A 20841-nucleotide genomic window follows, 5' to 3' on the forward strand; every position below is an offset into this window, starting at 1 on the left:
GCTCGTTGTTCAGTTTTCAAAGAACAATTTTTCAACAACGCGGTATATCATATCACGTTATCGAATTCAGTGTCAAGCTTTATTTTCCATCGAATTTCTATATGATATTCAGCTTTTCGTCCGAACCGCTTGTCTCTCGCGGCCGGAATAAGAATATACCATGGATTCTAATTCAAGTGCAAGCATTTTTTTAAAATTTTATTCATTCCAAAATATTGAAGCATGTCCAACACGGCTTCTTAACACGGTAGGATGGATGATTCGTAAAAAAACAAAAAACTGCGTAAAATAACGCCGTTGGCCGTTAACAGCCCACAAAGCATTGCTCGCAGGAGGTGAACCAAATGTCCAAGCAGCAAGGTCATGCGAATAAAAACACGCAAACCAAGTCTTCCGATAAGAAAGGCAATTCCTCCGGCAACAACCACTAATTAAAAAAGCAGAGATCTTTGCGCAAAGATCTCTGCTTTTTTTACAAGTCGTACTTGCTTCCATTAAGGGCGGACTTCATATACATGAAAATAGTATCATCTTCCGAAATAAACCCTTACATTAATGGAGGTTAAGCCTGAGGATGCCATTTCCAAGCAGTTCGCAATTCGTTCCCTTGAAACAAAACAATATAAACGTAGTTGATCCCGTCCGTGACGTTAACCCGGATGAAACAGACATTGTAGGAGATGCCCAGTTTCCCGCAGCTTACTATGCGTATGACGGAACCAACGTTTATTTTCGCATACGCCTAAACACGGACCCTAGGTTCAAAACCAGCTTCCGCAATTTCGCTTGGGGCGTATTGTTCGACACCGACAACAACCCGGCTACTTACGAATGGGAACTCGTCGTAAACGGATTGGACAACGAGGTACAGCTGATCGTGAACACCGTCAAGCTGCCAAATCTGCTAACCGACCAGGCGGAAGGAACCGACGGCAAAGGAAAGCCAAGCTTCAACGAAGCGATTTGCAATTTCGATATCGCAAGAGCCCAGCCCGCTGATGACGGCTCCCAGCTAGGCAGCGCAACCAATTATTTTATCGATTTCTTTGTTCCCGCACAAACGTTATTCTCCCTCCTTGGCATTTCCGCTCAGACTTCCATTCGGTTCTTGTTTTTTACAGCAACGAACAATAACAACTTCAATAAAGACTTTATTGGAGTCGGCCAAACCTTAAGCACATTATTCTGCGATCCGGTTACCATTGCCGGTGGAGACGTGCGGGCGAAGCTGACCGTCACGCAAACCGTACTTCCTTCCGTTTTCCCCGTCGTCGCCGGCCAGAGCTCAAACTTCACGGGAACAATTAACGTTGCAAATACGGGAAGAAGCCAGGCAACTACGATTTTTCTCCAGGCGCCATTCTTGTTCGATAAGCCCATTTCTTTATCCGTCGCGCAAAAAACGCAAGGTACTACGGCATACAATATTACAACAAATACATTAACCTGGTACATCGGCAACTTGGCCGCAGGAGCGGCAGCTTCGCTGACCTATCAAGCCTCCGGTCAATTCAATGCGGCTGGCTCCAGAACGGTTGATTCCAAAACGGTCACCGCCGTCGACAGCTTTACCGGCGGCACGATCGATACGCCAGTATCTTCGGCTGCGGTATCCGTTGTCGCTCTTGGCGGGGTAACCGGTACAATCATCGACAAGTCTACCGGCTTGCCGCTTACCGGGGTAAACGTCCAAGCCACGGCTGTACCCGCAGGCACAAATACCGGTCAGACTACTTCAAATGGCGGAGGCGTATACGGCCTTCCCCAGCTTCCTGCCGGAAGCTACAATCTCGCCTTCAGCCTTAATGGCTATCAAGCCGCTGCGGCAGCAGCAACTGTTATCGCTGGAGCCGTTCAAACCGTAAACATCACTCTTGTACCGATTCCGGCTGTCGTCCAGGGTACGATAACGGCTTCCGGCACCGGCGGTCCAATTGCCGGCGCGGTTGTGAGTGTTACGGATTCGATTGGCGTGCTGACAACCCAGACTGTTACGAACGCCGCAGGTTCTTACGTCGTAAACGGATTGACTCCCCGGTACTACCGGGTTAGCTTTTCCGCCGATCAATATCAGGCACAAGACTTTCCCGTTACCTTATCGGTTGCCGAGAACCGGATATTAAATGCCGCGTTAGCGCCCAATCCGGGAACGATCACCGGAGCAGTCACAAACGCGCAAACAGGAACACCATTACCCGGCGTGCTGGTTGAAGCTCTCGATAATCGCAACAGCATATTGGCATCCGCTACCACCGATGCCGCGGGCATTTATACGATTGCCTCGCTGTCTCCCGCGACAAATGACAGGCTTCGATTATCCGCCGATACTTTCGTGGCGCAGGTTATCGGTTTTTCTATAGCCGCAGGACAAACCAAAACCGTAAACGCCGCTTTATCGCCCGTCGCTGGAGCACTGTCCGGTACCATTACGGATGCCGTAACGGGGGCACCGCTCGCAGGAACAAGCATCCGGGTCTTTACCTCGGAAGGCATCACGCTTCAAACCACCTCCACGGCTGCAGACGGAAGCTATACGATTCCTTCGCTAGCGCCCGGCTCCTATTCCATAATCATCGCCGAGGAAGGTTACGCGGGCCAGACGATTGGGGCCATGATAAAAGCCGCTTCTACAACAACGCTTAATGTCGGGCTTGAGCAGCTTGCCGGCGCAATCAGCGGACGGGTTACGGATTCAGTAACGGGGGCATCCGTTCAAGACGCGATTATCCGGGTCTTTTTAAATAATATTATCGTGGTCAGAGTAGCCACTCTGGAAGACGGGTCTTATGATATCGGGAATTTGGCTCCCGGCGTTTATTTTGTCACCATTAGGGCTGACGGGTACGGCGGACAATCCTTTAGCGTAACGGTCAATCCAGGCCAGACGACCACCGAGAACTTTATTCTATTCCCTATTCAGGGTTCGCTTACAGGTACGGTAACAAACGCTGCGGGCAATCCTATTGCCGGCGCGATCATCTCGCTTAATGTCAACGTTGCTGGAGGCGGCTTGCTTCTTACCCGCTTTGTGACCCAAACGGACGGCACTTATCTGGTCGAAAATTTGCTGCCATTGCAATATCTCGTAACTGCGGCTGCCACCCCTTATCAAAGCACTTTCCAAAGCGTTGCCGTTGTGGCGGACACCCGCTCGGTTCTCAACTTCGTGCTAGAACCAAATCCCGGCTCCGTTATGGGAACCGTTGTTGATTCAAACGGAGTGCCTGTAGCAGGAGCGGCTGTCGCGATCAAGATGCTGTCAGGAACAGGCGTTGTTATCGCTACTATTTTCTCCGATTCGGACGGACATTTCCTGGTCAGCACCCTTACTCCAAGTATTTATACCATTCTGGCATCTGCCGCCGATTTCCAAACGGCATCCGCTACTCTGGGCGTTACGTCGGATCAGACTGCCAATGTCCGGTTGGTTCTTTACCCGGATCCGGGAAGCATCGCCGGACAAATTACAGATGCGGTCACAGGCTCAACCATATTAGGCGTAGCCGTAACCCTCACCGACAGCAATAACTTTCTCGTTGCTTCATTAATTGCGGATACAAAAAGCGGATACCAATTCGACGGCCTGCCTCCGGGCAGCTACACGGTAGCCGTTCACGCTCTGAATTACGAGGGAGAAGTGCTGGGAGGCATCGTTCATTCCAACTCCATTTCACCAATCAATTTTACCCTTCAGCCAAATCCCGGCACCTTGGCAGGAGAAGTCTCGCCGGCCATAGGCGGCGCAGTCGTTCAATTGTTCAACAATAATAACATTCTTATATCTTCCGTCTTCACACGGCCAGACGGGACCTTTACTTTTATCGGGGAAAAAATAGGCTCATATTATGTGACGGCGATTGCCATGGGCTACTCCTCTCAAGCTGCAGGAGCTTCCATTCTTAGCGGACAGACGACCCATGTAACGATTAATCTCTCGCCTAACCCCGGTCAAATATCCGGCACTGTCATTGATCCTGCGGGCAATCCGATTCCGACAGCTGTCGTGAAAGTACTAAACAGCAATGAATCCGTCCGCGGAATCGGTCCGACGCAAGGAGACGGCAGCTATGTCATTGATGCAATACCTGCTGGGACTAAAACAGTCATTGCATCCGCTCCAAACTTCAGCACCCAGGTACAAGGCGCATTTGTGGACCCCGGCGAAATCGTAAACGGAGTTAACTTCGTGCTTACGCCGGACCCGGGCACACTTAGCGGACAAATCACCGATCAGTCAACAGGGTTAGTAATACCTGGCGCAAGCGTCGAAATCCGGCTGAGCGAGGCTACCGGCCTCTCGATTGCCTCCGCAACCACAACGCCATTCGGTAATTTCCAAATAAGCGGGCTGCAGCCCGGTTCGTATACCGTTATTGCCAAAGCCAATCATTATGCAACCGGCGCACTCGGAACATCCGTCGAAAGCAACGGATTCTCTTTGGCAAACTTGGCATTAAGTCCATTATTCGGCGCAATTAGCGGTACGGTAACCGATACGGCAGGCCATCCAATCGGAGCAAACGACACAAGAATAAAGCTCTACTCCAAAGACGGCACCTTGATTGAGACTATATTCGTCGAGGTAGACGGAACCTTTCTCATTAACGGCGTATCGGCGGGTGAATATGTCCTTTCGGTATCTTCTCCTTTCTTCGAGACGGAAACCATCGGCCTTACGGTTAGAGCAGGCACTACAACCTCCGTACAGATTCAACTAACACCGCAGACCGCGACAGTAATCGGGACGGTTAAAAATAGTGCCACCTCAGCTCCAATTAGCGGCGGCCTTATCATTCTTACCGATATTGACGGACTTCCCGTTGATACGGTCTTTACCGATGATACGGGCAGCTTCACGATTTCGGGCGTCCCTGCTGGCAACTTAGTCATCTCGGCTGTGGCATCCGGCTTCGGGACCGGAGTATCGGCCGTTGTCACGCGAAGCGGCCAAACTTCCGTTACGGGTCTGCAGCTTACCCCGCTTCCGGGCGCAGTCGCAGGCTTCGTCAGCGATCTGACCAATGGAGCCAACGTAGCGGGAGCTGAAATCCGGATAACCGACGCTTCTACAGGCGCAGTGGTCGGTACCATTCTTAGCGATAACGGCGGAGAATACGCATTCCCGGCATTAGCTCCGGGCAGCTATAAAGCAATCGCCAATGCACCCGGCTACGCTGCCGAGTTTGGCGGATTTACTATAGCTTCAGGCGAGACTACCCGCTACAGCTTTGCCCTGCAACCATTGCCCGGACGGTTAATAGGCAGCGCGATAAATAAGCAAACCGGTGCACCGCTAGCCGGCGTTACGGTCCAATTGCTTCAATACAACAACTTCGGGCCGCCTCTATCTACGTTGTTAACCGACAATAACGGTCAATTCGATCTTGGCGAAGTAGCCGCCAGCAATTACGCATTAACCGCTTCGCTGCAAGGATTTACAACCCAGCAATCCTCTACCCTTGTTAAGCGGGGGGAGACAACGATCGTCACTTTTGCGCTTGTTCAAATAAAAACCGGAGTCGGCGGTACGGTAACTACCGGTCCGGGACGCCAGCCGCTCCCAAACACCTCCGTCACCATCGTCGATAACAACGGCGTAACCGGAGGCAACGGAATAACTGACAGCAACGGCGAATACGTTGTGCCTAGCATTCCGGCCGGTGAGCAGACCATTGTGGTAAGCCAGCCATCCGCGGGTACGTCAACAACGGCCATTCCGGGGCAGCTCGGCCAGACGCAAACCGCTAACGTTGCCATATCGGCAGTTGACCAATCTTTCCCTATAACGGGTATCGTCACGAGCAATGTCGATGCCGCTCCAATACCAGGTTCCGTTGTTCATGTATTGGATGCTTCGACGAAAATAGCGGTTCAAACCGCCATTACGGATCTTAATGGTTCTTACACGACAAACCCTGTTCCGCCAGGCACGTACAACGTTACGGGAACTGCGCCTTCGTACGGCTCTGCAGCAACTTCGCTGACGACTAATGCAACCACTATTTCAAGAGCAGACCTTACGCTAAGCGCAGCATTCGGAACGCTTCGCGGCACGATCAGAGATACTTCGGGCAACCCGCTGGATTTGGCGCTCGCCGAGATTAATACGGCCAACCGTGAATTGATCCGGCAAATCATCAGTAACAGCAGCGGTCAATACGCCTTCTCCAATATTGCGGCAGGCATGCCAACAGCGGAATTTTCCTTCCCGGGCAAGCAAACCGCGGTACGCATGCCAACGATCCTCGACGGCCAGACCACAATCTTGGATATCACTCTTATTGACGAAGAAGAGGAATAGCTGGAGAAATTAACCAGCGGTTCCTGCGCATTTGAATGTTCTTCCGATCGCTGTTGCCCCCGAATTTCTTCATTCCAAACCGCTTTAGCGGTTGAAATTGGGGGCAAAGGCGAACACTACCGTTTCTGTTATGGAGAGGAAACAAAAAAGGACCACGGAAGTTAATCCGTGGTCCTTTTTGCTGCACTGCCTCATAATAAGCATCCTGTTTCGGTGGGCCGGAAGGTGACGCATCACCTCACGAGATAACCATCCCCTCCCCAACTAGCCTCCGATTATCGATTATCCACTTTCTCCGGATACATATCATGATTAAACAGCCGCTGCTCGGCCATTTGCTCGTATTTGGTACCCGGCTTGCCGTAGTTGCAATACGGATCGATCGAAATGCCGCCGCGCGGCGTGAACTTGCCCCATACCTCGATGTAACGAGGCTGCATCAGCTCGATCAGGTCGTTCATAATAATGTTCATGCAGTCCTCATGGAAATCGCCATGGTTGCGGAAGCTGAACAGGTACAGCTTGAGCGACTTGCTCTCGACCATTTTTACATCGGGAATATAGGAAATATAAATCGTCGCGAAATCCGGCTGGCCCGTCATTGGGCACAGGCTTGTGAATTCCGGACAGTTAAACTTCACGAAATAATCCCGGTAAGGATGTTTATTATCGAAAGCCTCCAGCACCGCAGGCGAATATTCCATCGGATAACGCGTTCCCTGATTGCCCAGCAGGCTGATTCCTTGCAATTCCTCTTCGTTTCTTCCAGACATTGAATTGTCTCCCTTCTTCCTAAACACCGCGTTTGTTGCCCCATACCAGGGCATGTAGCTGCGGAAGCACTCTAACGTTCGTCATATCTTCGCGTTTCATAACTTGTTCAATAAGCCATTCATAGCGTTCAATCAGCTTGGCCGCCAGCTTCCCGTTATCTCCCTCAATCAAATCGTCATTGCCCGTCTGCACAAAAAAAGTCACGTCCGGGTAACGGTTATGCACCTTGGCGGCATAAGCCAAATCCTGTTCATCAAATACAACAACCTTCAAGCTGAAAGGGTTACTTCCACCTAAAAGCTTCTCAACGATTTCGTCAAGCACTTCCCAATTCGTCGTCATGCCGGAGCTTGGAGGCTTCGGCGACAAGGTCAGCTCGTCAATAGCTAGAAGCCAATCCTGCCAACGGCTGCCTTGCGTCTCTACCGCAACGCGAACGCCGTCGCGATGAAGGGCATCCACCAGCTCATCCGCATTTTTCAGCAAGGCCGGATTGCCGCCCGACAAGGTCACATGGGAAAAGGTATTCCCTCCGAGCTCCCGGAGCTCGCCTACAATCTCGCCTGCTGTCAGCATGCGGATATCGTCTTTCCCCGTTCCGTCCCATGTAAATGCGGAATCGCACCACGAGCAGGAGTAATCGCAGCCTGCGGTACGGACGAACATCGTCTTTTGCCCGATAACCATTCCTTCGCCCTGCACGGTTGGCCCGAATATTTCCATGACCGGAATACGTTTCTCAGCCATGGCTTGCCGCCTTCTTCGGACGGTAAATGCAGTAGCTGGTTGGCGTCTCTCTCAGGAAAACCTGTACGCAGGTTGCCTTATTCGGGGTTTCGTCGAGAAAAGCTTGGACAATCTCGTAAATCGTCCGGGCAACAACCTCAGTGGTTGGAAAACGGTTCGGGTCGTTATTGTCAAATACGTCTGTATGATCATTCAAATACGTATGGTCAAAGCGGTTATGAATAAGCTTCTTCACCGCTGCGAAATTCACCAGAAATCCGGACGAATCGAGCTCATCGCCGGCAATCGTCACGTTAGCGAAATACGTATGCCCGTGCACGCGCGCGCAATGTCCCGCTTCCTCGGTAGGAATGGAATGCGCTGCGGCAAACTGCATGTCTTTGTTTAATTCATATTGAAAGGAATGCTGGACGCTTGGATAAATTTGCTGAATCATTCCGCTTTCCCCTCCTCTTTGGAGGCCAAGTAACGGTTCAGCCCCTGGCTCCGCAGCTTGCAGGCCGGGCATTCTCCGCATCCATCCGCAATTACGCCGTTATAGCAGGTTAATGTCTTGGTCCGTACATATTCAAAAGCGCCAAGCTGGTCAGCCAGCTCCCAAGTCTCGGCTTTATCTAGCCACATCAGAGGCGTCTCGATCACAAACGGGTAATCCATCGACAAATTAAGCGTTACATTAAGCGATTTGATAAAAATATCCCGGCAATCCGGATAACCGCTGAAATCCGTCTCGCATACGCCGGTTACGATCGCTCTTGCTCCGATCTGCTTCGCAAGCACCGCCGCAAAGGACAGGAACAATAAATTCCGGCCGTCTACAAACGTAGTCGGCAAGCCGCCTTCCTGATGCTCGATCTCGATATCCGAGCGGGTCAGAGCGTTAGGTGTCAGCTGACCCAGCAGCGACATGTCAAGCACATGATGCCTTACCCCTAGCTCTTCGGCAATCTGCGCGGCGCATTCCAGCTCGAGCGCATGTCGCTGCCCGTAGTTGAAGGTGACCGCTTCTACCTCTTCGTAGCGTTCCAGCGCCCAGAACAGACAGGTTGTGCTGTCTTGCCCGCCGCTGAATACGACTACCGCTTTTCCTTTTTTCATCTTCCTTCTCCTCCCTTAAATGAGGGAGAGACCCTTCGAACAAAACCCTGTACACATGTCTCAAAACGAAAAAAATGGAATCAGAATAGATTCCAGTTCTTAGTTTTTTATAGAGGGAGTTCGCGAACCTCTCCTGAAGCTTCTGCTCCAGCATTTATTCGAATGTACCTACGTACTATACCATATCTCTAGTTATCCGGCTATATGCCAATTAATCGAAATCCTTGTGATGCCATTCGTCTTCCGGCAAGCCAAGATCTTCGCCAGAGAAACGCTGCTCGCGGAACGGATCGGCATAATTATGGAAGCCGTTTCTTTCCCAGAAGCCCGGACGGTCTTCCTTCATGAATTCAATCCCCCTGATCCACTTGGCGCTCTTCCAGAAATACAGATGCGGAACAAGCAGCCGCAGCGGCCAGCCATGCTTGGCGGTCAGCTGTTCACCGTCGAAGCTGTGCGCCAGCAGGATGTTGTCATGCAGCAGATCTTTAAGCGGAAGATTCGTCTCGTAGTCCTGATCGGCGTGGATCATGACGTATTTGGCTTCCGGATTCACTTGAACCAGCTTCATCAGATCCGTGAATCGAACGCCTTCCCATTCGGTATCCAGCTTCGACCAACGGGTAACGCAATGAATATCGTTCATCTGCTTTATCTGAGGAAGAGCCATCAATTGCTCGTATGTAAACACCTTTTCCTCTTCCACTTCGCCAAATACGCGCAAGGTCCATGTGGACATATCGTACTCCGGCACTTCCCCTTCATGCAGGATCGGGAAGCGGTCCGTCGTTGTCTGACCGGGCGGCACGCGATGAGCCAGCTCGGGAGCGACATTCGCCTTGAGTGAAGGAGCTTTCTTCAAACGTTCCGCTTTCTTGCTTGTGTTCATGTTGTTAGCCTCCTGAAAGAATGATCACCCTAACAGCTGAGAGTAGGCCGTTCGCGATGATTCTTGCTTCGTAAGCCTAAGCTTATGTATTTCCATTCTACTATAGCATGCAATCCGTGACTTGCGCCTTTCGGCTATTGACACCAATTTGTAACAATGATAATATTTCCATACAATTCCGAGTGGATTAATCAAATTAATTTATTCTATTTATTTCAATGGAGGTTTTGAATGATGAATGTACGGAACAAATGGATCCTTTCCGGATCGCTGGCATTATCCCTTCTTTTCTCTGCCGCCTTGCCCCTGTCCGCAGCCCAAGCTGCGGCAAGTCCAACAGTCTTGCAATCTTCTACTACATCTATAACAGAATACGAGCAGTTCTTGCAAGAGAAATTCGGCATTGCTTTCCAGCAAGGAACGGTTACAAAGGGACAATTCATTCAGCAAGTAGCCAAGGTGCTTCATCTCGGGGCTGCCAAATCCCAACCGGTCTTCAGCGATCTTGGAGCCGACAGTCCTTATTATTCATCCGCAGCGGCATTATATGAGCAGGGGATTATCACTTCTCTAAAAATCGAGGCCGATAAGCCGCTCCAAGCAACCAGCGCGCTTTTTATCGCCGTAAAAGCAGCCGGCCTGGCCGAGCTTGCCCATTCTTACCCGCAAAGCAAAACAACCGACGCGCTGAAGCAAATCGGCTACTCGCCTGCAGGACTTAGCCTGTCCGCCGCGCAGGAGCTTGCGGCTGCCGTACATAGCGGACTGCTTCCTTCCTCCTTCTATAAAGAAGTGAAAGGAAAAGCCGCATCGGCTGATCTGGCGGAAGCCCTTCTCGTACAGATCCTTTCCATTAAAGGAGAGTATAAGCATTATATCGGTTATACTTCCGATGCCGATATCTACGGCAAGCTGGCGGATGCCTACAACACCTCCGATATCATTCAGTCGCCTGAGCTCCAAACGGTAGTGGATACGGCCCTTAAGCAAAATCTCGTTACCGGCTACAATCTGAAGGATAACCGTTTCGACGCCAACTTCGTCGATTCGCTCACTCTTACATACGGCCACGATAACCTGAAGCATGCGGTTCAGCTGATCGGCTTGCTCCGCAGCGAAGGAATCCGTGCCAAAGTACAGTTCGAGCCTAAAACTTCCGCATTCATTTATTTGAAGGAGTGGGGCGAGCCCGTTCAAACGGAGAACTATAAGGTGGTCCAAATCGAGAACGGCAATTACATCGCTTACGCCAAAGAATACGATCTGAAATTCGAATTCGCGAATGCCGCGGACAAAGCCCGCTTCCAGCCGGTTATTCTGCAATACGCGAAGAAAAACAGCGAGGACCAGACCGGCCTTATCGCCAGCTCATGGTGGCAGCCGCTCTACTATTCCGCAACCAAGCTGGATGACTATATCCAAATCACAAACAACAAAATTACAGGAGCAGGCCACTATTACGCGCAATCCTTCTCGTTAAACGAGCCGTCCGCCGCTATTGCGGAAGGATTCAAAAAACTTGGCACTGGCCTCGACATCCAATCCTATCCGATTTGGGTCGACAAACCATTCTTTAATTATCTGAACGGCGAATCCCTATGATCCTATAGTAAAAAATATGGACTGTCCCATAGCCATCTGGCTGCGGGACAGTCCTTTTATGATCATTTATTCTTCCGATGCATCGCTCTTCGGATCCAGATTCGCTGCCATCCGGATGAAGATATCCGTTGCTTTATCAATATCGTCAAGCTCGAAGCCGTCATACAGTTTAAGCATAATACGCTCGCGCATTTCCATGACATGATCCACCAGCTTGCGGCCTTCGTCGGTTACGCTTAGCATAACGATACGACGGTCGTACTCGCTCCGCGAACGCTCCACGTAGCCCAGGTCGATCAGGCGATCCGAAATTCCCGTTACGGCGCCGCTTGTAATACGAAGCCATTCTGCCATGGCAGATGCCTTCTGGGGTCCATGCTGCGCAAGAATAATAACCATCTTGCCTTCCGTCATCCCAAGGCCGTGAACATTAAACCGGTTATATTCCGCGTTAATCAGCCTGCGCAGCTTGCGGAAAACGTCATCCATCTCTCTTAGTTTAAGAAGCTTCTCCTGATCCAGATTCATCCATCCACCCTCGCTAATACATTCATATCTATAAATATACCGTGTTTTGAACGCATAGCCAAGTCCAGCCCTAAGAATTAAGCAAACCAATCGATTCTTTGCTGAGTACGATCTTCCTTGCGCCTTGCCAGAGAAAGCGCATAGCCTCTTGCAGCGGCCATGCCGCGGTAGACGCAGCTGCAGCGACAAGACCGTAACGGTGAGTGTCGGACAGTCCCATCACAACCGGATGCGAGCCGTATTCAGGCATTTCCTGAATAAGCTCTTTCATGGACGCAATCTGCGAAGCCGTTAATCGATCGGTAAACAGGCAAAAGGTCGCCATATGCGTCATCTCCTCCCAACAGCCGGGAGCCGCAAGCTTATGTTCGCTAGGCACTATCCGTTGCCGCTGGGCGAATATCAGCTCATCCTTGCAATAAACGGACAAGCTGTTCCGAAATTCTCCGTATTGGAACTTCTCTTGGCGCAGCGTACGTCCCGGACAAAGAATATCCGCCTGCATCCACACGGCTCCGGATTCCAAATAGACATTGGTTTCGCTGCGCAGACTGGCGTCCTTAAACAGCATAACCGGCTCCGGCATATGTTCAATAACGGCTTCTGGACCAAGCCGGAAGGTTTGACAAATCGAGGACCCCACCTCCCCGCCATCAAGCGGACTAGGATGAACCTTCATATAAGACTGGGTCGTGATATAAGCATGTGAGAAGCCATGCGCCTGCCATTCCATTTCGTACCGGTCCCCGACCAGCAGACCGGGAGAAGAATCCATAACGATTACAGCCAACTGGTCTTGAAGCGGAAAACTCTTGGCGATCTTAATGGGCGAGGTATGATACTTATCCGAGAGCCGTGTTGCACCTTCCTTAAAATGAAAGGAAGCGCGCAGCACAGAGTTCCGTACCGCGCGCTCTTCCCGTAAATCTGCAGCCATTCCTAATGCTTATGAGGCATGGAGCCGAGCTGCACGATATGGGTGTGCGCTTCACCCCGCGCATGCGCAAGCTCATGCTCCAGCCAGCCAACGATTTCGGCTACCCCATCGCCGCCAAACATGTTGGAAAAGACAAACGGACGATCGCCCCGCATCCGCTTCGAATCCGCATCCATCACTTCCAGGCTTGCACCGACATACGGGGCAAGGTCGATCTTGTTAATCACGAGCAGATCCGAACGCATAATGCCAGGGCCGCCTTTGCGCGGAATTTTTTCCCCTTGGGCAACGTCGATAATATAGATAAAGAGATCCACCAGCTCCGGGCTAAAGGCAGCTGCCAGATTGTCGCCGCCGCTCTCGATAAAGATCAGGTCCAGCTTCTCGAATCTGCTCTGCAGCTCTTCAATGGCTTCGAAGTTCATCGACGCATCCTCCCGGATAGCCGTATGCGGACAGCCGCCCGTCTCTACTCCGAGAATCCGTTCTTCGGGAAGCACTCCCGTATTTACGAGAATCCTCGCATCTTCCTTTGTGTAAATATCATTCGTAATAACGGCCAAGCTGTATTTCTCGCAAAGCTCCCTCGACAGCCGCTCCACCAACGCGGTTTTGCCCGAACCAACCGGACCTCCGATTCCGATCCGAACCGGACGCGATCCATCGATAACCGGCTTCTCCCATTCTTTATGCGTATGACCTTGACCTTGGCACATTGCAATTCCCCGCTTTCTCATTATGGTTATGACATAAATAAACGCGAATACAAACCCTCATGCCGGATCATGGCAAGCTCTGCCATCGGCATATTCGAATACGCCTCCTCGGGTTCCATCGACATGGCCAGCTCCGTTGCTTCGTCTATTCCTAACGACAACCTTGCGATAAGCGATTGCCCCTCGGTCTGCCCGATGGACATAAGCCTTAGGGCGCTGTTCACGCATGTAACCACGCAAGTGTACAAATAGCCTTGAATAGCCCGTTCTTCCTCTACGCCAAGCCGCCAGCAGATATAACCGTGTACAAGCGGATGGGTAGCCTGACATTTCCTATGCCGCAAAGCTTCATTGAATAACGACCAATCAAGCTGAGGATGAATGGCAGCGGCAAGCTGCAGCAGACGGCGCCCCATCTTCTCCATGCCAACTCTCGTCTCTACCGCAATCCGCTGTACATGCACAAGCCGCTCGACGGCAAACAACCGGTTCCAATCATCATGCGGAGCATCCCTGTATACAGCCCGGATGATCATTGCATCCGAGGTTGCCCAGCTTTGCCGCATCATAACCGAAGCATATTCATATAGCTGCGAGCTATGAACGATCCGCCCTTCCTGCACCATCGTCTCGAGACCAAACGAGTGGGAAAACCCGCCGATCGGCAGGGCAGAGTCCAACAGCTGCTGCATGGCGAGCCAAGCCGCGGAATTACCCATCAGCTAACCGCCCTTCCTTAGAATAAAAAGTAACGCTGAGCCATCGGCAGCGACTTCGCCGGCTCGCAGGTCACAAGCTCCCCATCCACCGTTACCCTGTAGGTCTCGGGATCAACCTCGATCAAAGGCGTTGCGTCGTTATGAATCATGTCCTTCTTCGTAACGGACCGGCAGCCCTTTACCGGCTCGATCCGTTTCTGTAGACCAAGCTTCTGTTCAATGCCGTTGTCAAACGCCGCCTGCGAGACAAACGTAATCGAGCTGCCGTATACGGCCTTGCCGAAGGAAGCGAACATCGGCCTGCCGAATACCGGCTGAGGGGTTGGAATGGACGCATTGGGATCACCCATTTGAGCGTAGGCAATACTGCCGCCCTTCAGCACCAAATCAGGCTTCACGCCAAAAAACATTGGCTGCCAGAGCACCAGATCCGCGAATTTGCCGACTTCGACCGAGCCAACCAAATGCGAAATGCCATGCGTGATGGCCGGGTTGACCGTATATTTCGCCACGTAACGCTTGATACGAAAGTTATCGCTTACGGTATCGGGCGACAGCGGCCCTCGCTGCCGCTTCATTTTATCCGCCGTCTGCCAAGTCCGTATAATCACCTCGCCAACTCTCCCCATAGCCTGGGAATCCGAGCTGATCATGCTGAAGACACCGATATCATGAAGAATATCTTCCGCCGCTATCGTCTCCGGCCGGATCCGGGAATCCGCGAAAGCCACATCCTCCGGTATGCGGCTGTCCAGATGATGGCAGACCATAAGCATATCCAGATGCTCTTCTATGGTATTGATCGTAAAAGGCCTTGTCGGGTTGGTGGAGGATGGCAGCACGTTCAATTCCCCTGCCGCTACGATAATATCGGGAGCATGACCGCCGCCCGCGCCTTCCGTATGGTATGTATGAATCGTGCGGCCGCCAATCGCTCTAAGCGTATCCTCCACGAATCCCGCTTCGTTCAGCGTATCCGTATGAATCGCAACCTGAATGTCGTATTGATCGGCTGCCTTGAGGCACGCATCAATGGCCGCCGGAGTGGTCCCCCAGTCTTCATGCAGCTTCAGCCCAATCGCTCCCGCTTCAATCTGCTCGATTAACGGAGCAGTAAACGAAGCATTCCCTTTGCCCGTAAAACCAAGATTCATCGGAAACTGCTCTGCAGCTTCCAGCATTCTGCGCATATGCCAGGCCCCCGGGGTAACGGTTGTTGCGTTTGTTCCCGTCGCCGGCCCCGTACCGCCGCCTATCATCGTAGTGACGCCGGAAGAGAGAGCCGTCTCGATTTGTTGGGGACATATAAAATGAATATGCGCATCTATGCCGCCAGCCGTAATGATCTTCCCTTCGCCCGCAATCACCTCGGTACTTGCGCCAGCTATCATGCCGGGCGTAACCCCGTCCATAATGTCCGGATTGCCTGCTTTGCCTATCCCGACAATAAAGCCGTCTTTAATTCCGATATCAGCCTTCACGACTCCCCAATGATCGATAATAACGGCATTCGTAATAAGAGTATCAAGTACACCTTCATCCCGAAGAGCGCCGCTTGATTGTCCCATGCCGTCACGGATAACCTTACCGCCGCCAAACTTGCACTCATCGCCGTAAACGGTATAATCCTTCTCGATTTCGGCCCATAGCTCGGTATCCGCCAGCCGTACCGCATCCCCTGTCGTTGGTCCAAACATGGCCGCGTATCTATGCCTGTCAATGACGCTCATTCGCCTTCTCCTTCCCATGCGTTGAGACGCGCGCGGACTTCCTCCGGCAGCTTGCCGGCTTGCGCCTTGCCTTGGGATAGTCCGTTTAACCCGTAGGACAGCTTCGAACCGCCAAGCTCAACCAGCGTAACCGGTTTTTCTTCTCCCGGCTCGAACCGGATCGCCGTACCGGCAGGAATATGAAGCCTCATGCCAAAGGCCGCTTCGCGGTCAAACGATAAAGCCCGGTTTACTTCAAAAAAATGAAAATGAGAACCTACCTGAACGGGGCGATCGCCCGTATTCACAACGATCGATTTCACCGTCCGGCGTCCGGCATTCAGTACAATGGAGCCAGGCTTAATCCTGTATTCTCCCGGTATCATTTAAACTTCCCTCCTTGGCCGCGCCAGCTTAGCTGGAGATGGGGTGGTGAATCGTAACCAGCTTGGTTCCGTCAGGGAAGGTAGCCTCCACTTGGACCTCGTGAATCATTTCCGGAATTCCGATCATAACGTCTTCACGCTTTAAAACCTTTGTTCCGTATTCCATTAATTCCGCTACGGTCTTCCCGTCACGGGCGCCTTCCATAATCTCCGAGGTAATAAGCGCAACGCTTTCCGGATAATTTAGCTTAACTCCCCGGTTCAAACGTCTCCTGGCTAAATCGGCCGCAATGGTAATTAGAAGCTTCTCCTTTTCGCGTTCAGTTAGCTGCATGCTACCACCTCTCCCAAGTGTATTAGTTTCATTATAGACAGCTGTCTGTTTGAAGTAAATGGAATTATGTTAGGTAATATTACATAAATATGATCATTTCAAATAGATAAGCTCATTCACACAGACATAACTCTCCAAAACATGACATGAACTTGTCGAATTAACGGTTAATATGTAGAAAATAAATAAAACAAAAAACCCGCTGGAAGATTCGCTTTCATCAAGCGCCCTTCCGCGGGTTTTATTTTTGCTTATTACTTATTTTTTCGCTACATATTTACGGATGTCGAATGCTACGGCTACAACGATGATCGCGCCTTTGATGATCAGCTGCCAGTAAGGGCTCACTCCGATGTAAGTCAGACCGTAGTTGATTACCGTAAAGATCAATACGCCTGCAATAACGCCTTTCACGCGGCCAACGCCGCCTGTTGTGGATACGCCGCCGACTACGCAGGCCGCGATCGCATCAAGCTCGTACATGTTACCGTAGTTGTTTGTCGCGCCGCCGGTGCGAGCTGCTTCCAGAACGCCGGCCAGACCGTACAGAGCGCCGGCAATACCATAGATCCACATGAGACATTTCGCTACATTAATACCGGATACGTGAGCGGCTTGGATGTTGCCGCCGATCGCGTACATGTTTTTGCCGAGAGTCGTCTTGTTGAAAACAACCCATACGATAAACGCTACGAAAATCGCGATCAATACGATGTAAGGCAGAGACCAGTCACCGCTGCCGATCGAACCCGTGCCAAGCTCGCTGAAATCTTTGCGAAGACCGCCGATTGGCTGCGATTGGTTAGGCGGCATATCGAAATACAGGGAGTTCGCGCCGTATACGGCAACCATTGTACCCAGCGTTGCGATAAATGGCGGAACGTTAAATTTCGATACGATTATACCGTTGATCAAGCCGACAATGAGACCTACAACGACCGCAATCAGGATCGGAAGAATCAAAGGCAGATGCGGCAGGTTCGGGAAAAACTTGTTCGCGTAATCCGCGCTTTGCAGCATCGATGCGGATACAACCGCCGTCAAACCTACTACGCGGCCGGCCGACAAGTCCGTTCCCGCCGTAATCAGGATAAACGCTGCGCCTAAAGCGATGATAAGACGCGTCGACGATTGGACAAGCATATCCCGGAATGTCGTAATGGACAGGAAGTTCGTGTCCATAATCGTAATGGCAGCGATGAGAAGGATCAGAACGATCCAGATCGCGTTTTGTGAAAATATACTTCTAGCTCTTGAACCTTTTGTAGCTTCCATGAGTTGTTAATCCTCCTTCAAATCCTCATCATTAGCCCGTCTGAGCGGCCAGCCTCATAATGCTTTGTTCTGTCGCGTCTTTGCCGTCGAGGATACCCGTTGCGCGGCCCTCCGACATAACCATAATCCGGTCCGACATACCAATAAGCTCAGGCATTTCAGACGAAATCATAATGATGCTCTTTCCTTGCTTCGCAAGCTCGATAATGATCTGATAAATCTCGTATTTGGCGCCGATATCGATTCCGCGGGTCGGCTCGTCCAGGAGCAGAATGTCCGGATCCGTCAGCAGCCAGCGTGCGAGAAGCACCTTCTGCTGATTACCGCCAGACAGGTTGCGGATCAGCTGGTTGACCGACGGCGTCTTGGTTCTGAACTTCTCGACGCCTTTCTTCGCTTCAACGTGCATTTTCGATTCATTCAAGAAGCCAAAAGGTCCTCTGTACAGACCCAGGTTGGCGATCGCCGTATTCTCGGTGATGTTGAGCACCGGGAAAATACCGGTTACGCGGCGTTCCTCCGTCAGAAGCGCGATTTTATGCTTTTTCGCATCGATCGGAGATTTGATCGTAATTGGCTTGCCGTCTTTGTAGATCGCGCCGGATTTCACGGAACGAAGTCCAAACAAGGCTTCGATCAATTCGGTACGCTGAGCGCCGACAAGGCCGCCAACCCCGAGAATTTCGCCTTTGCGAAGCTCAAAGGATACGTCTTTGAAAGAATGAGGGAGTATGGAAGTGAGGTTCTCCACCTTGAGCATTACCTCTCCCGGCACGTTCGTGCGTTCCGGGAAACGCTCCGACAGATCGCGGCCTACCATGCGCTGGATGATCATGTCGATCGTCAGCTCTTTGGATTCCCAAGTTCCAATGTATTTACCGTCGCGCATGATCGTTACGTCATCGGAAATACGCAAAATCTCTTCCATTTTGTGCGAAATATAGATGATGGCTACGCCGCGTGCACGCAGCTTGTTAATAATCGCGAATAAATGTTCAACCTCGTTGCCCGTCAAGGAAGAAGTAGGTTCATCCATGACGATAACTCTCGAGTTGAACGACACGGCTTTCGCAATTTCAAGCGATTGAATTTTGGACACCGACAATTCGCCGACAAGCTGGTTCGGATCAATGTCCATGTTCAAATCTTCAAACAATGCGACTGTGTCTTTGTACATCTTTTTATGGTCAATAAACCGTAACGGACGAACGCCCGTCATCGGAAATCTGCCAAGCCAAATGTTCTCCATTACGCTGCGCTGAGGCACCGGATGAAGCTCCTGGTGAATCATGGATACGCCGCTGTTCAAGGCGTCCTTCGAGTTTTTGATATCTGCTTTTTGTCCGTTGAGGAAAATCTCGCCCGCGTCCGGATGATAAATCCCGAACAAGCATTTCATCAGCGTTGATTTGCCCGCGCCGTTCTCGCCCATCAAGGCGTGAACCGTACCCGGCCGAACCTTCAGCGTTACGTTGTCAAGCGCTTTAACGCCAGGGAACGTCTTCGTAATATTGTTCATCTCAAGCAAATAAGGATGCTGCTCTGCCATTAATATAGCCTCCTTTAATCCGGCTCCCATCCAAGAAGCAAGGTACAAAAAAACAGGGGGCGACGGAAGTGCGGTTGTCGCTCCCTGTTTTCGTTTCGTTATTTGTATTTTTCTGAAGCTTGTTACTGTCTATGCAATTACTTAGCGGACTCTTGCGTTACTTTTTGGTAAGGAATCCACACGTATTTGCCATCAGTGATGTCGTAACCCGTGTTTTCTTTGGTAGGAGTTTCGCCTGCTGCAAGAACCTTCATCAGCATAACCGTAGCTTTACCTTGGTTGTCGGCATCGTTCAGAACCGTACCAAGCATCGTGCCGTCTTTCAGGGCTTGCATTGCAGGGTCCGTTGCGTCAACGCCAACAACCGGCATTTTCTTGTCGCCTTTAAAGTAGCCTGCCGCTTTCAGAGCTTCGATTGCGCCGAGTGCCATGTCATCATTGTTTGCGATAACCGCTTCGATCTTGTCGCCATGGGAACCAAGGAAGGCTGCCATTTTCTCTTGACCTTTAACGCGGTCCCACATTGCCGTATCTTCAGCCAGCTTTTGAACCTTGATGCCTGCATCTTCGATCGCTTGAACGGAGAACTTCGTGCGAAGCTCAGCGTCTTGGTGACCCGGTTCGCCCTTCAGCATGACGTATTGCAGAACGCCGTCGCCGTTTTTGTCGGCTTCAGGATGCGACTTCCAGTAGTCGGCGATGATTTCGCCTTCCATTGTGCCGGACTCTTCCGCTTTCGCGCCTACGAAGAACGCTTTGTCCCATTTCGCAAGGTCGTCTGCAAGCGGTTCGCGGTTGATGAACACGACTGGAATGTCCGCTTTTTGAGCTTTGTCGATAATAACGCCCGCTGCCGTACGGTCAACCGGGTTAATCGCCATTGCTTTTACTTTTTTCGTGATGAACAAGTCAACTTTATCGTTTTGAGTCGGCTGGGAGTTTTGGCTGTCAACGATATCCACCTTAACGTTACCCTCAGCTGCTTTGCTGATCGAGTTCCGCACGCCGCTCATAAATGTATCGTCAAATTTGTAAATCGCTACGCCTGTTTTAGGAAGGCTTCCGCCGCCGGTGCCGCCGTTATTCGAGTTCGAGCAACCTGCTGCCGTAAGTGCCATTGCTCCCGCTACGAGAGCCACTGTCCATTTTTTCATCTCTGTAATACCCCCCGAGTGAATTAAGTAATGCGAGCTTGCCGTATTGCTTGCTTGCTGCATCCTTATTATGTCGAAATTTGAAATGGATTCGAATCTAATATTCTCATCTTTTTTATTAAT

General features: G+C 51.2%; 17 protein-coding genes and 1 riboswitch. Of the genes, 2 read left to right on the top strand and 15 right to left on the bottom strand.

Annotated features, from left to right (window positions below; translation table 11 throughout):
- Positions 1-574: 574 nt before the first annotated feature.
- Positions 575-6301 carry a carboxypeptidase regulatory-like domain-containing protein gene (locus CFI03_RS10950; protein ID WP_248757436.1) on the top strand — a complete coding sequence of 1909 codons (5727 nt, stop codon included), beginning with the start codon at positions 575-577 and terminating at the stop codon, positions 6299-6301.
- A gap of 275 nt (positions 6302-6576) precedes the next feature.
- Here the strand turns inward: CFI03_RS10950 and queF are convergent, their stop codons facing one another.
- From queF to CFI03_RS10975, 5 genes are all read right to left on the bottom strand, one after another.
- A complete protein-coding gene (gene queF / locus CFI03_RS10955; protein WP_015845875.1) occupies positions 6577-7074 on the bottom strand; it encodes a preQ(1) synthase in 498 nt (165 codons plus the stop codon).
- A 19-nt stretch (positions 7075-7093) separates the two neighbouring features.
- On the bottom strand, positions 7094-7822 hold the full coding sequence (gene queE, locus CFI03_RS10960; RefSeq protein ID WP_248757437.1) for a 7-carboxy-7-deazaguanine synthase QueE: 729 nt from the start codon (positions 7820-7822) through the stop codon (positions 7094-7096).
- Positions 7815-8258: a 6-carboxytetrahydropterin synthase QueD gene (queD, locus tag CFI03_RS10965; protein ID WP_248757438.1), complete on the bottom strand. Its 444-nt coding sequence runs from the start codon at positions 8256-8258 to the stop codon at positions 7815-7817. Before queD ends, queE begins: the two co-directional genes overlap by 8 nt.
- Entirely contained in the window at positions 8255-8920 is a 666-nt protein-coding gene (gene queC, locus CFI03_RS10970; RefSeq protein WP_127494424.1) for a 7-cyano-7-deazaguanine synthase QueC, read from the bottom strand. The genes queD and queC overlap by 4 nt, the downstream gene beginning before the upstream one ends.
- Positions 8921-9013: 93 nt before the next feature.
- A riboswitch (PreQ1 riboswitch) is annotated at positions 9014-9057 on the bottom strand.
- Positions 9058-9131: 74 nt separating this feature from the next.
- A complete protein-coding gene (locus CFI03_RS10975) occupies positions 9132-9809 on the bottom strand; it encodes a sulfite oxidase-like oxidoreductase (protein WP_248757439.1) in 678 nt (225 codons plus the stop codon).
- Positions 9810-10040: 231 nt separating this feature from the next.
- Here CFI03_RS10975 and CFI03_RS10980 point away from each other — a divergent pair, with 231 nt between their 5' ends.
- Positions 10041-11411, top strand: a complete 1371-nt coding sequence (locus tag CFI03_RS10980) for a hypothetical protein (RefSeq protein WP_248757440.1) — start codon at positions 10041-10043, stop codon at positions 11409-11411.
- A gap of 66 nt (positions 11412-11477) precedes the next feature.
- Here the strand turns inward: CFI03_RS10980 and CFI03_RS10985 are convergent, their stop codons facing one another.
- The 10 genes from CFI03_RS10985 to CFI03_RS11030 all read right to left on the bottom strand — a co-directional run bounded on the left by CFI03_RS10985 (position 11478) and on the right by CFI03_RS11030 (position 20718).
- Positions 11478-11939 carry a MarR family winged helix-turn-helix transcriptional regulator gene (locus CFI03_RS10985; RefSeq protein ID WP_248757441.1) on the bottom strand — a complete coding sequence of 154 codons (462 nt, stop codon included), beginning with the start codon at positions 11937-11939 and terminating at the stop codon, positions 11478-11480.
- Between the two features lie 70 nt (positions 11940-12009).
- Entirely contained in the window at positions 12010-12876 is an 867-nt protein-coding gene (locus tag CFI03_RS10990; RefSeq protein ID WP_248757442.1) for an urease accessory protein UreD, read from the bottom strand.
- 2 nt (positions 12877-12878) lie between these two features.
- A complete protein-coding gene (ureG, locus tag CFI03_RS10995) occupies positions 12879-13592 on the bottom strand; it encodes an urease accessory protein UreG (RefSeq protein ID WP_127494432.1) in 714 nt (237 codons plus the stop codon).
- A 26-nt stretch (positions 13593-13618) separates the two neighbouring features.
- The gene (locus tag CFI03_RS11000) at positions 13619-14311 is read right to left on the bottom strand and encodes an urease accessory protein UreF (RefSeq protein ID WP_248757443.1); all 693 of its coding nucleotides are present in this window, start codon (positions 14309-14311) and stop codon (positions 13619-13621) included.
- A 17-nt stretch (positions 14312-14328) separates the two neighbouring features.
- Complete coding sequence (ureC, locus tag CFI03_RS11005; protein WP_248757444.1) at positions 14329-16041, bottom strand: urease subunit alpha; 1713 nt, start codon at positions 16039-16041, stop codon at positions 14329-14331.
- Positions 16038-16406, bottom strand: coding sequence for an urease subunit beta (locus tag CFI03_RS11010; RefSeq protein WP_248757445.1), 369 nt, complete (start codon positions 16404-16406; stop codon positions 16038-16040). The genes ureC and CFI03_RS11010 overlap by 4 nt, the downstream gene beginning before the upstream one ends.
- 28 nt (positions 16407-16434) lie before the next feature.
- Positions 16435-16740 (bottom strand): urease subunit gamma, encoded by a 306-nt coding sequence (locus tag CFI03_RS11015; protein WP_248757446.1) that lies wholly within the window; start codon positions 16738-16740, stop codon positions 16435-16437.
- 258 nt (positions 16741-16998) lie between these two features.
- Entirely contained in the window at positions 16999-18015 is a 1017-nt protein-coding gene (gene mglC, locus CFI03_RS11020; protein WP_127494442.1) for a galactose/methyl galactoside ABC transporter permease MglC, read from the bottom strand.
- Between the two features lie 31 nt (positions 18016-18046).
- Complete coding sequence (locus CFI03_RS11025; RefSeq protein ID WP_248757447.1) at positions 18047-19564, bottom strand: sugar ABC transporter ATP-binding protein; 1518 nt, start codon at positions 19562-19564, stop codon at positions 18047-18049.
- Between the two features lie 137 nt (positions 19565-19701).
- Positions 19702-20718: a galactose ABC transporter substrate-binding protein gene (locus tag CFI03_RS11030; protein WP_127494446.1), complete on the bottom strand. Its 1017-nt coding sequence runs from the start codon at positions 20716-20718 to the stop codon at positions 19702-19704.
- Between the last annotated feature and the right edge of the window lie 123 nt (positions 20719-20841).

It is taken from the genome of Paenibacillus sp. ATY16, assembly GCF_003399985.2.
In the GTDB taxonomy this organism is placed as follows: Bacteria; Bacillota; Bacilli; order Paenibacillales; family Paenibacillaceae; genus Pristimantibacillus; species Pristimantibacillus glycanilyticus.

What these genes read in the sequence shown, in the direction of transcription:
- CFI03_RS10950 (WP_248757436.1), top strand. Translation starts at nt 575, where the DNA reads ATGCCATTTCCAAGCAGTTCGCAATTCGTTCCCTTGAAACAAAACAAT.
- queF (WP_015845875.1), bottom strand. Translation starts at nt 7,074, where the DNA reads ATGTCTGGAAGAAACGAAGAGGAATTGCAAGGAATCAGCCTGCTGGGC.
- queE (WP_248757437.1), bottom strand. Translation starts at nt 7,822, where the DNA reads ATGGCTGAGAAACGTATTCCGGTCATGGAAATATTCGGGCCAACCGTG.
- queD (WP_248757438.1), bottom strand. Translation starts at nt 8,258, where the DNA reads ATGATTCAGCAAATTTATCCAAGCGTCCAGCATTCCTTTCAATATGAA.
- queC (WP_127494424.1), bottom strand. Translation starts at nt 8,920, where the DNA reads ATGAAAAAAGGAAAAGCGGTAGTCGTATTCAGCGGCGGGCAAGACAGC.
- CFI03_RS10975 (WP_248757439.1), bottom strand. Translation starts at nt 9,809, where the DNA reads ATGAACACAAGCAAGAAAGCGGAACGTTTGAAGAAAGCTCCTTCACTC.
- CFI03_RS10980 (WP_248757440.1), top strand. Translation starts at nt 10,041, where the DNA reads ATGATGAATGTACGGAACAAATGGATCCTTTCCGGATCGCTGGCATTA.
- CFI03_RS10985 (WP_248757441.1), bottom strand. Translation starts at nt 11,939, where the DNA reads ATGAATCTGGATCAGGAGAAGCTTCTTAAACTAAGAGAGATGGATGAC.
- CFI03_RS10990 (WP_248757442.1), bottom strand. Translation starts at nt 12,876, where the DNA reads ATGGCTGCAGATTTACGGGAAGAGCGCGCGGTACGGAACTCTGTGCTG.
- ureG (WP_127494432.1), bottom strand. Translation starts at nt 13,592, where the DNA reads ATGTGCCAAGGTCAAGGTCATACGCATAAAGAATGGGAGAAGCCGGTT.
- CFI03_RS11000 (WP_248757443.1), bottom strand. Translation starts at nt 14,311, where the DNA reads ATGGGTAATTCCGCGGCTTGGCTCGCCATGCAGCAGCTGTTGGACTCT.
- ureC (WP_248757444.1), bottom strand. Translation starts at nt 16,041, where the DNA reads ATGAGCGTCATTGACAGGCATAGATACGCGGCCATGTTTGGACCAACG.
- CFI03_RS11010 (WP_248757445.1), bottom strand. Translation starts at nt 16,406, where the DNA reads ATGATACCGGGAGAATACAGGATTAAGCCTGGCTCCATTGTACTGAAT.
- CFI03_RS11015 (WP_248757446.1), bottom strand. Translation starts at nt 16,740, where the DNA reads ATGCAGCTAACTGAACGCGAAAAGGAGAAGCTTCTAATTACCATTGCG.
- mglC (WP_127494442.1), bottom strand. Translation starts at nt 18,015, where the DNA reads ATGGAAGCTACAAAAGGTTCAAGAGCTAGAAGTATATTTTCACAAAAC.
- CFI03_RS11025 (WP_248757447.1), bottom strand. Translation starts at nt 19,564, where the DNA reads ATGGCAGAGCAGCATCCTTATTTGCTTGAGATGAACAATATTACGAAG.
- CFI03_RS11030 (WP_127494446.1), bottom strand. Translation starts at nt 20,718, where the DNA reads ATGAAAAAATGGACAGTGGCTCTCGTAGCGGGAGCAATGGCACTTACG.